We start from the raw sequence: 14,861 nt of genomic DNA, 5'->3' as shown, positions 1-14,861 counted from the left end.
CGCTCCTCCCGTCCCGGCGCTCGCGGCGCCTTGCATGGCCTTTTCCCGGCCCAGGCATCCTACGCCAATCGCGCCGGGGCGAAAACAACCGCCGCCGCGCCGCACGAAGCAGCTTCCCAATTGCTGCCCCAATGTGCGAGGAAACAGCGTTCCGTTGGGGCAGCGGCAGGGCTTGGGAGGTTCGTCGACATGGCAAGATGGTTCAGGCACGGCGCGGCGCTGGTCGCCGCGGCATTGGCCGGCGCGCTGCTGGCGGCAGCGCCGGCGGCGGCGCGCACCAATCACGCGCTGGTGGTGGCGGTCACCGACTACCCCAACCTGCCGCCGAAGTATTCGCTGGTCGGCCCCAACAACGACGCCCTGCTGGTGCTCGACTACCTGCGCAACGCCGCGCCGGTCGACTTCGCCGAGGACGACATCACCGTGCTGGCTGACGGCATCGACAGCGACGGCTCGCCGACGCTCGCCGCCATCGAGCAGGCGCTCGCCGACATCGCCGCGCGCGCGCAGGCCGGCGACTTCGTCTACATGCACTTTTCCGGCCACGGCGCGCAGCAGCCGGCGCTCGAGCCGGGCTCGGAGCCCGACGGGCTCGACGAGATCTTCCTGCCGGCCGACACCGGGCTGTGGCAGGACCGCAGCAAGGGCGTGCCGGCGGCGCTCGCCGACGACCGCATCGGCGCCGCGCTCGACGCCATCCGCGACAAGGGCGCCTTCGTGTGGCTGGTCATCGACGCCTGCCACTCCGGCACGGCGACGCGCGCGGCCGCGCTGCTCGACGAGGACGTGACCGAGCGCAAGGTCGCCTTCGAGGACCTGATGGCGCCCGGCGCCGAGATGCCGGTGATCGAGGCGGTCGCCACGCGCGGCGACGGCGCGCGCGAGAGCGCGCTCGGCGCCGAGCTCGACGCGACCGGCGCCGCGCCGGCGCGCGGCGGGCTGGTCGCCTTCTTCGCCGCGCAGACGGTCGAGACGACGCCGGAGATGCTGCTGCCGCGCGGCGCGGCGGATGCCAGCAAGCTCGGCCTGTTCACCCACACGCTCTACACGCGCCTGGCGCAGAACCCCGGCGTCACCTACCGCCAGCTCGGCGAGGCGGTGCTGCAGGCCTATGCCGGCGACAACCGGACGCGGCCGACGCCGCTGTTCGAGGGCGCGCTCGACACGCCGGTGTTCGGCGCCGAGGGCGCCGAGGCGGTGCGCCAGTGGCGGCTTGCCGTCGACGGCGCGGCGATGACCGTGCCGGCGGGGCGGCTGCACCGGCTGGCGCCGGGCACGCGGCTCGCCGTGCTCGCCTCGCCGGTCGCCGGCCTGGAGGAGGCGGTCGGCTATGTCGAGGTGACGGCGGCCAAGAACCTGTCGGCGCGCGTGCGCCCGGTGGCGCATGACGGGCTGGCCGCGCTCGCGCCCGACGCGATGCCGCAGAACGCCTACGCCCGGCTGGTCGAGCTGACCGTCGACTTCAAGCTGCGCGTGGCGCGGCCGGACGCCACCTTCGGCTTCGACGAGGCGGCGGCCGAGGTCGTCGCGATGCTGGAGGCGATCGTCGCCGACGAACGCGTGCCGGTCAGCATGGCGCTGGTCGCGCCGGGTGCGGACGCCGACATCCGCCTCGCCGTGCTCAGCGAGCGCGACGCGGCGCTGCTCGCCCTCGAGCGTGCCGCCGGGCAGGGCGCGGAGGCGAGCCGCGCCAGCCTCGGCGAGACGCCGCGCCTGTGGTTCCTGCCGCCGGGCGCGGAGATCGCGCTCGAGCCCGGCCGGCGGCCGCCCTCGATCGGGCTGGTCGGCGCCGACGCCGCGCAGATCACCGACGAGATCGGCGAGACGCTGGTCAAGATCTTCCGTGCCACCAGCCTGGCGCGGCTCGCCACGGCGTCGGACTTCCGGCCGCAGCAGGTCTCGGTCGGCTTCAGCCTGTGGCGCGACGGCGCGACCGAACCGCTCGAGCTGTCGGCCGTGCCGCTGGTCAATCCCGGCCACCAGGTGCACCTCAGCGCGCGCAACGGCTCCAGCCAGCCGGTCGACATCAACGTGCTCTATGTCGGCAGCGACTTTGCGATCGGCCACATGTATGCCGAGCGGCTGCACGGCGGCTCGCAGATCGAGCTGCCGCTGCTCGAGTTCACCGACACGAGCTTCGGCCTGGAACGCATGATCGTGGTGCTCACCGAGGCTCAGCCGCTGACGCCGGTGGAGGACCTGTCGTTCCTCGAGCAGGTCGGCGTGCGCCAGGCGACGCGGGCGGTCGACCACCCGCAGGGCTTCGCCGGGCTTTTGCGCGACATCGGCGACGCGCCGGCGACGCGCGGCGGCATGCGCATCGGCGGCCAGAGCGGGCCGAAGGGCGCGGTGATGGTCTACGCGGTCGAGACGGTGCCGGCGGCGCAATGAGCGCGGCTTGCGCGCGGCGGCCTTTTGCGGAATCGTTTCGCAAGGAGGGGCCGGCGACCGACGCGCCGGCGCCTCGCACAGGGAACCGGATGATGGCGCAGAGCGAGCGAAGCCCGGGCCGGCGCCGCCGGGCGGCAGGCGCCCTTGCCGCGGCGGCGGCCGGCCTGATGCTGGCGCCGGCGCCCGCCGGGGCGGCGGAGGACTGCGGCATCTGCGCGCGCAGCGTGCTGACCAACGCGACGCTCGCCGCCTGCTTCCTCGACCAGTACAGCGGCCTGGCGCGGCGCGACGCCGGGCTGGTGGCGGTCGACCTCAGCGGCTGCGAGACGCCGCGCGGCGTCGTCGAGGCGCTGCCCGAGCCGACGCGCGCGGCCGAGGAGCCGGATCTGCGCTTCATCCTGTCGCGCGGCCAGCTCGCCTGCCTGAGGCAGAAGCTCGAGGCGCCCGACATGCCGCTCGACCCGCTGGCGCGCATCGACCTGGAGGGCTGCCCGTGAGCCGCCTGCCGACAGGCAGCAGCATGCGCTCGGCCAGCCGCGGCGAGATCCTCGAGGCCGCGCCCGACGTCGCCACGCAGGACGGCAAGGCCGAGGGCAACCCGTTCCTGTCGGACGACTGGCGCATGGTGAGCTACGCCTGGGTCGGCTTCGCGGTGCGCGTCTTCCTCATCCTCGGCGGCCTGTTCACCGTCTACGAGTACATGCAGGCGCGCGAGGAAAAGCGCGTCGAGCGCACGCTCGAGCTCGTCGAGCTGTGGGAGCGCGAGGAGTTCCAGGCCGCGCAGCGGGCGCTCAAGCAGCGGCTCGCCGGCCTCAACGAGCAGTATGCCGGCCTGCTCGGCGCCAATGCCGGGCCGGGCGAGCTCGCCGTCTACCGCGAGCGCATCGGGCTCGAGGCGATGGCCGGCGACGGCGGCACGATGCCCGCCGAGACCTTCGCGCAGCACTTCGACGCCATCGTCTACTTCCTCAACCGGCTGTCCTCCTGCGTGGAGGAGAACCTGTGCTCCGGACGCATCGCGGACGCCTATTTCCGCGACTTCGCGGTGTCCTTCTGGAGCTATTTCGGCGGCCATATCCGCCAGCAGCGCCGTCTCGGCCAGACGACGCTGGCGCGGCCGATCGAGCGCTATGTGGGCGACGGCGGCTAGCGCCCGCGGGCGGGCCGCCCGCGCCGGCGCGGCGGCGCTGCTGGCGGCGCTCTTCGTCGTCGTCCTGCCGGCGGCGGCGCAGGACGCGCCGGACTTCACTCTCGACCTCGACACCGGCGGCCACCGCGCCACCGTCAAGGCGCTCGCCTTCTCGCCCGACGGCGAGATGCTGGTCTCGGCCTCCGACGACAAGACGATCCGCGTGTGGGACTGGCGCGCCGGCGTGACGATCCGCACGATCCGCGGCCAGATCGGCCCCGGCCACGAGGGCAAGGTGTTCGCCGTGGCGGTGTCGCCGGACGGCGGCACGGTCGCCGCCGGCGGCTTCTTCGGCCCCGGCTTCGGCGAGACGCCGCCCTATGGCGACATCCGGCTGTTCGACCTGAAGTCCGGCCGCATGACCGGCCTGCTGGAAGGCCACGAGTTCGCCGTCTACGCGGTCGCCTTCTCGCCCGACGGGGCGTGGCTCGCCGCCGGCGGCCAGGACGGCTACGCCTATGTGTGGCGGCGCGATGCGGCGGCGCCGGCCGGCTGGACGCCGCACAGCCGGCTCGACGGCGATTCCTGGCACATCGCCCGGCTCGCCTTCGCGGCGGACGGAACGCGGCTCGTCGCCGCCACCGCCGACAACGGCATCCGGCTGTGGGACATGCAGAGCGAGCGCGAGATCGCGCTGCCGGCGGCGGCCGACGCGCTGCGCGACACCAGCGTGCGGGCGCTCGCCGTGTCGCCGGACGGCAGCCTGTTCGCCACCGGCAACCGCGACGGGCTGGTGCAGGTGTGGCGCGCCGCCGACGGCGCGCTGGTCGAGGAAAAGCCGGCGCTCGGCTTCCTGGTCGGCGCGCTGAGCTTCACGCCCGACGGCACGCGGCTGGCGGCGAGCTGCGGCTATCCGTGCATCGCCGAGGAGGGCACGGTGGTGTGGCGGCTCGGCGAGGCCGAGCCGGCGCTCAGCTACCGCGGCCACGACGACACCGTGTTCGCCGGCGCGGCGGGACCCGAGGGGGCGCTGGTGGCGACGGCCGGCGGCGAGCGCAACGCCATCCACGTGTGGGACGCGGCGAGCGGCGAGCGGCAGGCGCTTCTCGTCGGCGCCGGCCGGCCGGTCACCGCGGTCGGCGTGGCACCGGACGGCACGGCGGTCGCCTGGGGCCACGACGACCCGTGCCCGCGCGAGGCCGCCTGCCCGACGACGCTCGGCCGGCTCGACCACCACCTGCCGCTGCCGACCGCCGAGCGCAGCTTCGAGGATCCCGCGCCGATGGCCCCCGCGCACGGCCCGATGCGCCGCGCCGTCTTCGAGGCCGGCGCGCTCAGCCTCGCGGCGGCGCCGGGCGGCGCGGAGGACCTGGCCAACGCGGTGCTGCAGATCCGCCGCGACGGCGAGACGGTGGCGGCGATCGAGAACGACGCCACGACGGGCTATCTGCACGGCGCCTTCACGCTGCTCGCCGGCGGCGACGCGCTGGTGACGGGCGGCAACGACGGCACGATGATCGCCTATTCGACACGAGACGGGCGCTTTGCCGGCGAATTTCTCGACGGCCACACGGGCGAGCTGCACGGCATGGCCGAGGCGCCGGGCGCGGCGCTGCTCGTCACCGGGGCCGACGACCAGACGCTGCGGCTGTGGAACCTCGAAACGCGGGCGCTGATCGCCAGCATGTTCTTTGCCGGCGAAGAATGGATCATCTGGACGCCGCAGGGCTATTTCAACTCCTCGCCGAACGGCGATTCCTTCGTCGGCTGGCACGTCAACCAGGGGCGGGACAGCGCGGCGCGCTTCATCACCGCGCGCCAGCTCAAGACGTATCTGCACAGCCCGGAGATCGTGCGCCGGGCCATCATCACCGGCGACGCGGCGGGCGCGGCACGCGAGCTGCGCGGCACCGACCGGCAGCTCGCCACGCTGCTGCAGCGGCGGCCGCCGGAATTCTCCGTGCGGCTCGCCGAGGACGTGCCGGCGGCCGACGGCTATGTGGCCGTCGAGATCACCGGGGCGGCGGAGGCCGGCGCGGATGTCGAGAGCTTCGCCGTGCTTGCCAACGACCGGCGCATCGCGCAGGTCGCCACCCGCTCGCTCGGCGGCGCCGACGGCGGGCGCATCGTCATCGAGGTGCCGGTCGAGGCGGGCGAGAACGAGATCCGCATCACCGGCTACAACGCGTTCGGCTATCTGACCGAGCGCAGCGTCAAGGCGCTGGCCAAGGCCAAGGGGCCGACGGAGGCGGCCGGCACGCTCTACGTCGTGGCGGTCGGCGTCGAGCAGTACCCGTTCCTGCCGAGCGACTGCAACGGCCGGTCATGCGACCTCGCCTTTCCGGTCGACGACGCGGCGGAGTTCATGCGCGTGGTGGCCGAGCGCACGGCGCCGCTGTTCGACGGCATGGAGGCGCGCGTCCTGGTCAACCGCGCCGCGCTCGAGGCCGAGCCCGAGCGCGCCCGGGCGCTCGAGGCGATCGTCGGCGCCGACAACATCCTGGAGCCGGACGCCGACACGGTGAGCGACGCGATCGAGGACTTCATGGACCTGCCGGAGCCGCAGGACACGACCATCGTCTTCGTCGCCGGCCACGGCATCAACATCGACGAGGACTACTACTTCATCCCGACCGACGGGCGGAAGGCCGAGCCCGACCGCTGGCGGCGCTCGTCGCTGGTCGACTGGCGCGACATGCAGCGCGCGCTGGAGCGCGCCCGCGGCCGACGCATGATGCTGCTCGACACCTGCCACGCCGCCAACGCGTTCAACCCGCGGCTGGAGAAGGAGGCGGCCGACGCGCGCATCGTGGTGCTGTCGGCGACCGCGCCGAACAACGTCGCCGAGGAGCGCGCCGAGCTCGGCCACGGCGTCTTCACCTACGCCGTGCTCGACGGCATGCGCGGCGCGGCGGCGAGCCGCGACGGGGTGCGCATCCTCGGCCTGGCCGACCACATCGACCGCACGGTGCGCGAACTGACGGCCGACCGCCAGGCGCCGTTCTACCACCTGTCGCAGACCGAAAACTTCCTGCTCGCCCGGCCATGACGCAGCCTGCCGCCCGTCTCGCGCGCTGCGCCGCGCTCGCCCTGGCGCTCGGCCTCGCCCTCGTCGCCGCCGGCCGGGCCGGCGCGGCGCCGGCCTGCCCGCCGGGCGACCGGCCGTTCGCGCGCTTCCACCTGTCGACGGCGCTGTTCGACGCGGCGATCGAGAAGGCGGGGCCGGTGGCGCCGCACCCCACGCGGCTGACCGGCCTGACGGTGCCGCACCACATGCTGGCCGGCCACCTGATCGCGCGCGGCGTGGCGGCCGCAGGCGCGGGGCGCTACCGCCGCATCGTGCTCCTGGCGCCCGACCACTTCTTCGCGGCCGACGCGCCGTTCGCCACCACGGCGCGCGACTTCGACACCGTCTACGGCCGCGTCGCGACGGATGGCGCGGCCGCCCGCGCGCTGCTCACGGCCGGCGGCGGGCTGGTCGAGGAGTCCTGCCTGTTCGCCCGCGAGCACGGCGTGCGCGCCATCCTGCCGTTCCTCAAGCGGCAGTTTCCCGACGCCCGCGTGCTGCCGGTGGCGATCGCCATCGGCGCCCGCCGCGACGCCTGGGACCGGCTGGCCGAGGCGCTGGCGCCGCTCGTCGACGGCGACACGCTGGTCGTCCAGTCGAGCGACTTCTCGCACTATCACCCGCAGCACGCCGCGCGCCGCTTCGACCAGCAGACGCTCAACCTGATCGCCGCCGGCGACCTCGAGCAGATCGCCGGGCTGAGCCAGCCCGACCACGTCGATTCACTCGGCGCGCTCTACCTGCAGACGCGGCTGCAGCGCGAGCGGCACGGCGCGGTGCCGCTGGTGCTGGCGAGCGAGAACGCGCAGCAATATGCCGACCACCACGTCGCCGAGACGACGAGCTACATGGTGGTCGCCTACGCGCCGCAGCACGGCAGCCCGCCGCCGCCGGGCGACGCGGTGGCGCGCTACTACCTGGCCGGCGACACGCTGTTCGGCCGGGCGATGGTGGCGGCCCTGCTGCCGGAGGCCAATGCCGAGCGGGTGGCCGCGGCGGTGCTGGCGGCGACCGGCGGCGCGCCGCTGGTGGTCAATCTGGAGGGCGTCGTGCTGCCCAACGTGCCCGAGGGGCTCGACCACATGACGCTGGCGATGAACGCGGAGCTGACGGTCGCCTGGCTGAAGCGGCTCAACGTCGCCGCGGTCGGGCTGGCCAACAACCACGCGATGGACCTCGGCGCGGCCGGCTACCGCGAGACGCGCGCCGCGCTCGCGGCGGCCGGCCTCGCCGCCTTCGGTCCCGGCGAGCGGGTCGACCTGCCGCATCTGTCGGTCGCGGGCTTCACCGATCTGAGCTCGACCGGTCCGCAGAAGGTCGACCTGCTTGCGGCCGCGGATTTCGACGTGCTGGCGGCCGCGCCGGCCGACCGGCCGCTCGTCGCCTTCATCCACTGGGGGCGCGAATACGTCGCCGTGCCCGGACCGCGCGAGCGGCTGCTCGCCGACCGGCTGCGGCTGGCCGGCGCCGGCGCCATCGTCGGCGCGCATCCGCATGTGGCGAGCGACGGGCCGGTGGCGCTCGCCGGCGGCGAGACGCTGCTGCACCACTCGCTCGGCAACTTCCTGTTCGACCAGACGGCCGAGACGAGCTCCGGCGCGCTGATCGAGATCCGCGTCTTCGCGCAGGGCACCTTCTTCGCCCGCCGCGTCGACCTGCCGGTGCTGTTCGACCGCGCCGCCGGGCGCGCTCAGCAGGCGCCCAGGCCGGGCTCCAGATAGCACTGCACCGGACGCATGGTGGAGACGAACTCGGAGGCCTTGGGCCGCAGGAAGAACAGCGTCACCGGCTTGGAGTAGCGCATGCTGCCGTCGCCCAGCCGGGCCGCGGCGCGGAAGCGATGGACCGACGACATGGCCGACGACAGCTTGAGCCGGCTGGTGAAGGCCGGCTGGTTGCGGTTGCCGCGCACCGGCAGGTCGACGGTGTAGTCGCGCTCGCCGACCGGCAGCTCGATGTCGAGATAGCGCAGCGCCTCCGGCGAGCCGCCGAAGCCGGCGCCGCACTCGGCCAGCTCCTGCGGCACCTCGATCACCGCCAGCGAGATGTCGACGCTGAACGGCTCCTGCATCTGGAAGACGTTGCCCTCGTCGTCGGCCCAAGCGTAGTCGATCGTGCCTTCGGCGCGCGTCGTCAGCGTCTGGTCGCCGGCCACCGCATCGGCCACCTCGCCGAAATCGACGCGGTTGAACACCTGGTTGCGGCAGACGCCCAGGCTGTCGACGGAGGGGCACTCGAAGCGCTCGGTCTCGAGCGTCTCGGTGTCGACGCCGGCAGCCCGGAACACCTCGAGCAGCGAGACGTCGCCGCCGTCGCCGAAGCTGCCGATCGGGTGGCTGAAGGTCCGCGTTGAGACGCCGCGGCGGTCGGGGTTGGTGAAGGCGAGCGACAGCGTCGCGTCGCGCACGTCGCCCCAGCCGTTGTTGACGAAGGAGAAGGAGGGGCGGAACCCGACGCAGCCGAAATGCTGCCGGATCGACAGCATCGGCTTGCGGTAGGCGTCGCTGCGCGCGACCTGCAGCTCCATCTGGTCGAGCTCGACGCGCGAGCCGTCGGTGGTCGCCAGCTCGACCTCGACGAAGGCCGGCGCATCCTCCCAGTCGATGAAGTCGAACAGGCCGCCGAAGGCGGTGATCGTGCCGGTGCCGTTCCACGCGTCGTTGAAGGCGGTCTCCTGCGGGAAGATCGCCACGTCCTCCTCGCGCACATAGTGGGTGTACTGCATGTCGGAGCGCTGGGTCATGCGCGGGTCGACGATGACGGAAAACTCCACCCGGTCGGCGTCGCCGCCGGTCTGCGCCTTGAGCAGACCGCCGACCAGCGGGTCGGCCAGCACCTCCGCGCCGCGCGGCCCGACCTCGCGGCCGGCCTGCCAGCGCGACTCGTAGCGCGTGCCGCCGGCCAGCGTGGTGACGCCGGTGCCGTGGCGCCGGCCGTCGACGAAGGGGCCTTCGTAGATGGTGCCGTTGGCCGCCAGGTAGCGGCCCTCGCCATGCGGCCGGCCGTCGGCGAAGAGACCCTCATAGCGGTTGCCCTCGGCGTCGAGATGCAGGCCACGGCCGTGCAGCACGCCGGCGCGCCATTCGCCCTCGAAGACGGCGCCGGTGCGGATCTCCAGCCGGCCGGTGCCGTGCGGCCGGCCGGCGCGCATCTCGCCCTCGTAGACGGAGTAGATCGTGGCGGGGTCGTAGCTCGCCGAGCCGCGCACGCGCCAGACGAGCTTGCCGCGTCCCTCGACGAGGCCGCCCTCGCTGGCCAGCCGGCCGCCGTCGCCGCCCGCCGGCTCCCAGGTGAACTCGAGGTTCTTGTCGGGATGCGGGTCCCAGACCCGCAGTCTCTGGCGCGCGACCGTGTTGCCCTCGCGCAGATAGAGCACCTGGACGCGCTCGGCCCAGGCGCCCTCGCCGGCCGCCGCCGGACCCGCCGTGCCGACGGCCAGCACCACCGAGGCCAGCAGTGCCGACCGCCCGATCCAACCCCTGACATGCATTGCAGACACCCCCAGCCTATGCCGCAGGGTCAGTAAACCAACTGCGCCGCCCGCGCGCAACCGGCAGCGGCGCGCGGCGTGCGGGCCGGTCGCGCGGACCGGCCCGCGGCCGCTCACTTCAGCAGGCTGACGATCCACTCGAAGTAGACGCGGTTGATGCGCACCGCGGTGTTGGCCTGCGGGCTCTCGGCCACGTTGACGCCGTAGACGATGCGCTCCTGCGTCGCCGCGGTGTACTTGTAGACCGAGCTGCCGCTCGAGCCGGGATAGGTGTCGCAGAGATACTGGAAGTAGAGCTCGGCCATGTTCTGGCGGCTGACGTCGCAGTTGGAGCGCCACATGGTGCCGCCGGGCTTGTCGCCGGGATAGCCGACGATGTTGGCGTAGAAGTCGCCGAGATTGTCGTCGTAGCCGACGGCGAGCCAGCCGAGCCAGTCGCCGACCGGCTCCTGCAGGTGAACGACCGCGATGTCCCACGGCACCACCGAGCCGTAGTAGCCCTGATAGTTCGACAGGTAGCCCTCGAAGATGTAGGCCGCCTCGTACTCGAAGACGCCGAAGGGCGCATCGTTCATGCCGTTGAGGCCGGGGGCGAAGACGAAGTTGTCGAGCCAGCCGCCGTTCTCGTGGCTGTACAGGCAGTGCGCCGCCGTCAGCAGCGTGCGCGGGCCGATCAGCGTGGCCGAGCAGTTGCCGAGCCCGCCGTCGGCGTTCTCGCCCTGCAGCAGGCCGAAGACGCGGAACGGATAGGGCGAGGTGTCGCGGATCTGCACGCGGTCGTCGTCGCCGAAGACCTGGCGATCCTCCTCCTGCATGTCGAAGGCCGGATCGCCGCCCTCCGCGCCGGACAGCGCGCGCTTGAGCCGGCCGCTCGCCGCCTCGCGCGTGACCTCGCCGCCGCGGGCGCGCTTCACCGTCGTCAGATCCTCCTCAAGCTTGCCCGGATCGAGCTCGAGGTCGCGCGTCACCGCATCCTCCTCGATCTCCAGCGGCTCGATCGGCGCCGCGCCCTCGGTCTTCAGCTCACCGCCGGGCATCGCCGCGCGTGGCGTCTCGCCGCTGCCGGCGCTGCCCGATGTCGACTGCGCCCAGGCCGGGCCGGCCGCCAGCGCGGCGGCAAGCAGGGCCGGAAGCAGGCACTTGCGTTCGATGGATTTCATGTGTGAACTCTCCCAAAGTCAGCAACGGCCGGATCAAGGCGGACAATCGTGTCGACACCGTGGTCCCGCCGGGCGTCGTGCGCCCGCCGCGGATTCCAGCAGCCGGCAGGTCGGCTGGCAAGCGGCATCGGCGGCCGGCCGCGCGAAACGGTCCCATTCTGTCCCCAATTGCCGTAAAGGATGCCCGCTGCGCCGGCCGCGGGGGCCGCGCGCGACCGCTTGCGCCGGCGCGAAAGCCGTGCACAGGCTTGCTTTGGGAAGCATCGTCTCAGGAGGACATTCGCATGCTCGAACGGTTCAAACACGCCGCGGCCGCATCGCTCGCCGCGTTCGCCTTCGGCCTGCCGGCCGCGGGTCCGGCGGCCGCCCAGGAGCTGCCGGTGATGGAGCTGCCGGGCCGCAGCGTCGGCTCGCCGATCGACCGCGTGTCGAAGGCGCGCGCCGAGCAGAACGCGGCGACGGACACGCAGGACCGCGTGTTCGGCGGTCAGGAGGCCGACCCGGGCGAGTGGCCCTTCCAGGTGGCGCTGCTGACCAGCGTCATGCTCGACGACGACCCGATGACCCAGGCCGACGCGCAGTTCTGCGGCGGCAGCCTGATCGCGCCGCAATGGGTGCTGACGGCGGCGCACTGCCTGATGGACTACGGCGAGCCGATCCCGGCGGAGGCGGTCACCATCCTGACCGGCGCCACCGAGCTCACCGAGGGCGCGCGGCATGCGGTCGCCGAGGTGATCGTGCACGAGGGCTACGACGAGACGACGCTCGACAACGACATCGGCCTGCTGCGGCTGGCCGAGCCGGCCGACGCGCCGACCATCGCGCTCGCCGCCGACACGCCGGCCGAGGGCGCGGCGACCGTGATCGGCTGGGGCATGATGGAAAACGGCATGTTTCCGATGGCGCTGATGGAGGCGGAGATCGCGCTCTATCCCAACGCGGCGTGCAACAGCGGCATCAAGGACATCTACGCCCGCGACCTCGGCAACGTGCTGCGCCACTTCGCCCAGCGCATGCGCTACTCCGACCAGTCGATCGACGCGGCCACCCGCGCCATCACGGCGGAGATGGCCGACCCGCTGACCGGCAACATGCTGTGCGCCGGCGTCGAGACCGGCGGGCGCGACGCCTGCAACGGCGACAGCGGCGGGCCGCTGTTCATGACGCGCGACGGCGCGCTGGTGCAGGTCGGCATCGTGAGCTGGGGCGAAGGCCCGATGGACGCCGGCGCGGCCTGCGGCCACGCCAACGCCTACGGCATCTACACGCGGCTTTCCAACTACCGCGACTGGATCGGCGAGAAGGCCGGTCTCTGAGGCGGCGCGCGGACACGCGAGTACGGGGCGGCGGGCGCGGACCGGCCGCCCCCTTGGCGCGGTCTGCCCCTCACTGCGATCTGCTTTTCACGGAAACGCAGATCGGCTCCAGCTTGTCGATTTGACGCGTTTGCGGACGGCGAACCGGATTCCACGCCGCCTGGACAGGCTCTGGCGGCGGACGTCACAACCGGCTCACCATGCGGTGCGAGGCCGGATGGACGAGCCGCACCAGCGTGACCGGCTCGCCGGCGAGCCAGGTGAGGCGCTCGGCGACGAACACCGGATCGCCCGGTCGCACGCCGAGCAGCGCCGCCTCCTCGTCGCCCGCGGCAGCCGCCGCGAAGGCGAACTCGGCCTCCGAGAAGGGATGGTTGGCGACCAGCCACTCGTTCGGCCCGGTGCGCTCGAAGTCCTGCGCCTCGACGCCCGGCGCGGCGGCCGGATTGATCCAGCGATCCTCGTACTGATAGGCGGCGCGGTCGGCCAGGTGCAGGCAGCGCACATGCATCAGCCGCGTGCCGCGCTTCAGCGCCAGGCGGGCGCGCACGACCTCGGGCGCCGCCTCCATGGCGCGCGACAGAAGCGTGTAGCTGTAGACGGCGCCGCGGCTCTCGATCTCGTGGCGCACCAGCGGAATGGCGATGCGCGCCTCGCGCACCGGGCTGAGCGTGACCCGCGTGCCGGCCTTGCGCCGGCGCTCGACCAGGCCGGCGCGCGCCAGCTCCTGCAGCGCCCGGTTGACGGTGGCGCGGGCGGCGCCGAACTCGCGCGCCAGCGCCTCCTCGCCGGGAATCAGCCCGCCGGGCGGCCATTCGCGCGCCGCGATGCGGCGCACCATCTCCGCCTTGATGGCGCGGGAGGAGCGGCGCGCCGTGCCGCTCACAGCCGGCCCGCCAAGCGCTCGACGACGCCGCGATAGCGCCGGGCCACGGCCGCGCGCGCGACGTGCCGTCCGTCGCGCACCGCGTGGCGGCCGGCCGACCACACGTCGGTGACCGCGGCGTCGGAACCGGTGAAGATCCAGCCGTCGAGCAGGCCGTCGCCGGCGCCGCTGCCGGCGAAGCGGTCGGGGTCGAGCGCCACCATGTCGGCCCACAGGCCGGGGGCGAGCGCGCCGCTGTCGCGGCCGAGCGCGGCCGCGCCGCCGGCCAGCGCCTGCGCATGGACGAAGCGGCCGGCCGAGCGCTCGGCGCTGGCCAGCACCACGCGGGCGCGCTCGCGCAGCCGCTGGCTGTATTCGAGCTGGCGCAGCTCCTCCGTCAGGCTGATGCGGATGTTGGAATCGGTGCCGACGCCGAAGCAGCCGCCATGGCCGGCGAAGGCGGCGCCGGCGAAGATGCCGTCGCCGAGATTGGCCTCGGTCACCGGACACAGCCCGGCGACCGCGCCGGACCGGGCGAGCGCGGCGGTCTCCTGCGGCGTCATGTGCGTGGCGTGGATCAGGCACCAGCGGCCGTCGACGGCGAGGCGGTCGATGAGGTGGGCGACCGGCCGCGCGCCGGTCGCCGCCAGGCACGCCTCGACCTCGGCCTCTTGCTCGGCGACGTGGATGTGCACCGGCCGCTGGGGCAGCAGCTCGGCGGCGAAGCCGACGTCGTCGATCGCGCAGGCGCGCAGCGAGTGCGGCGCGACGGCGAGCCCGGCATCGGCCGGCAGGGCGGCGAGATGGCGGCCGCTCGCCTCCACCAGCCGGGCGAAGCCGTCGCGCGTCGTGCCGAAGCGCTGCTGGCCGCCGGCGAGCGGCGCGCCGTCGAAGCCGCCGCGGCGATAGAGGACCGGCGCCAGCGTCAGGCCGATGCGGGCGGTCGCGGCCGCCGCCGCGATGCGCCCGGCGAGCTCGGCCGGGTCGGCATAGGCGGCGCCGCCCGGCGCGTGGTGCAGGTAGTGGAACTCGGCGACCGCGGCATAGCCCGCCTCGAGCATCTCGACGAAGGCCATCGCGGCGACGGCCTCCACGTCGTCGGGATCGAGCAGGTCGAGGAAGCGGTACATCACCGCCCGCCAGGTCCAGAAGCTGTCGCGGCCGGCCGGCCCGCGCCGCTCGGCGAGCCCGGCCATGGCGCGCTGGAAGGTGTGGCTGTGCAGGTTGGCGACGGCCGGCAGCAGCACGGGCACGGTGCGGTCGGCCGCGGCGCCGTGACCGGGCGCGACCGAGACGATGCGCCCGTCGTCGCCGACGGCGACCTCGACGCCGTCCTGCCATCCTTCGGGCGTCAGCGCCCGCCCGGCGAGAATGCGAAACATGGCCCGCTCCCTGTTGACATTTTTTGTATATACATAATAGCGTTAAGTCCAGACATGAAAA

10 protein-coding genes are annotated in these 14,861 nt (G+C 73.5%); 6 read left to right on the top strand and 4 right to left on the bottom strand.

The annotated features are described in order from the left end of the window. The first annotated feature begins 189 nt into the window (after positions 1–189). The 5 genes from N1F89_RS06820 (at position 190) to amrB (ending at position 8,308) form a co-directional block, all read left to right on the top strand. Positions 190–2,391, top strand: coding sequence for a caspase family protein (locus N1F89_RS06820; RefSeq protein WP_290082774.1), 2,202 nt, complete (start codon positions 190–192; stop codon positions 2,389–2,391). A gap of 92 nt (positions 2,392–2,483) precedes the next feature. Further along, entirely contained in the window at positions 2,484–2,888 is a 405-nt protein-coding gene (locus N1F89_RS06815) for a hypothetical protein (protein ID WP_290082773.1), read from the top strand. Continuing rightward, positions 2,885–3,541, top strand: coding sequence for a hypothetical protein (locus N1F89_RS06810; protein WP_290082771.1), 657 nt, complete (start codon positions 2,885–2,887; stop codon positions 3,539–3,541). Before N1F89_RS06815 ends, N1F89_RS06810 begins: the two co-directional genes overlap by 4 nt. Next, positions 3,522–6,569: a caspase family protein gene (locus tag N1F89_RS06805; protein ID WP_290082770.1), complete on the top strand. Its 3,048-nt coding sequence runs from the start codon at positions 3,522–3,524 to the stop codon at positions 6,567–6,569. Before N1F89_RS06810 ends, N1F89_RS06805 begins: the two co-directional genes overlap by 20 nt. Beyond that, positions 6,566–8,308: an AmmeMemoRadiSam system protein B gene (gene amrB / locus N1F89_RS06800; RefSeq protein ID WP_290082768.1), complete on the top strand. Its 1,743-nt coding sequence runs from the start codon at positions 6,566–6,568 to the stop codon at positions 8,306–8,308. Before N1F89_RS06805 ends, amrB begins: the two co-directional genes overlap by 4 nt. Here the strand turns inward: amrB and N1F89_RS06795 are convergent. Next, complete coding sequence (locus tag N1F89_RS06795; RefSeq protein WP_290082767.1) at positions 8,278–10,077, bottom strand: hypothetical protein; 1,800 nt, start codon at positions 10,075–10,077, stop codon at positions 8,278–8,280. The genes amrB and N1F89_RS06795 overlap by 31 nt on opposite strands. Before the next feature lie 113 nt (positions 10,078–10,190). Then, positions 10,191–11,237 (bottom strand): serine protease, encoded by a 1,047-nt coding sequence (locus tag N1F89_RS06790; protein WP_290082766.1) that lies wholly within the window; start codon positions 11,235–11,237, stop codon positions 10,191–10,193. A gap of 284 nt (positions 11,238–11,521) precedes the next feature. Between N1F89_RS06790 and N1F89_RS06785 the strand changes: the two genes are divergently transcribed. Further along, positions 11,522–12,553, top strand: coding sequence for a serine protease (locus N1F89_RS06785; protein WP_290082765.1), 1,032 nt, complete (start codon positions 11,522–11,524; stop codon positions 12,551–12,553). A gap of 184 nt (positions 12,554–12,737) precedes the next feature. On the opposite strand, the gene N1F89_RS06780 is transcribed toward N1F89_RS06785, so the two are convergent. Both N1F89_RS06780 and N1F89_RS06775 read right to left on the bottom strand, forming a co-directional pair. Further along, the gene (locus N1F89_RS06780) at positions 12,738–13,439 is read right to left on the bottom strand and encodes a GntR family transcriptional regulator (RefSeq protein ID WP_290082763.1); all 702 of its coding nucleotides are present in this window, start codon (positions 13,437–13,439) and stop codon (positions 12,738–12,740) included. Continuing rightward, a complete protein-coding gene (locus tag N1F89_RS06775; protein WP_290082761.1) occupies positions 13,436–14,800 on the bottom strand; it encodes a formimidoylglutamate deiminase in 1,365 nt (454 codons plus the stop codon). Before N1F89_RS06775 ends, N1F89_RS06780 begins: the two co-directional genes overlap by 4 nt. Positions 14,801–14,861: the final 61 nt, after the last annotated feature.

The organism is Aquibium sp. A9E412 (genome assembly GCF_030398335.1).
GTDB lineage: Bacteria > Pseudomonadota > Alphaproteobacteria > Rhizobiales > Rhizobiaceae > A9E412.
This window is presented reverse-complemented; position numbering and strand designations above follow the sequence as displayed.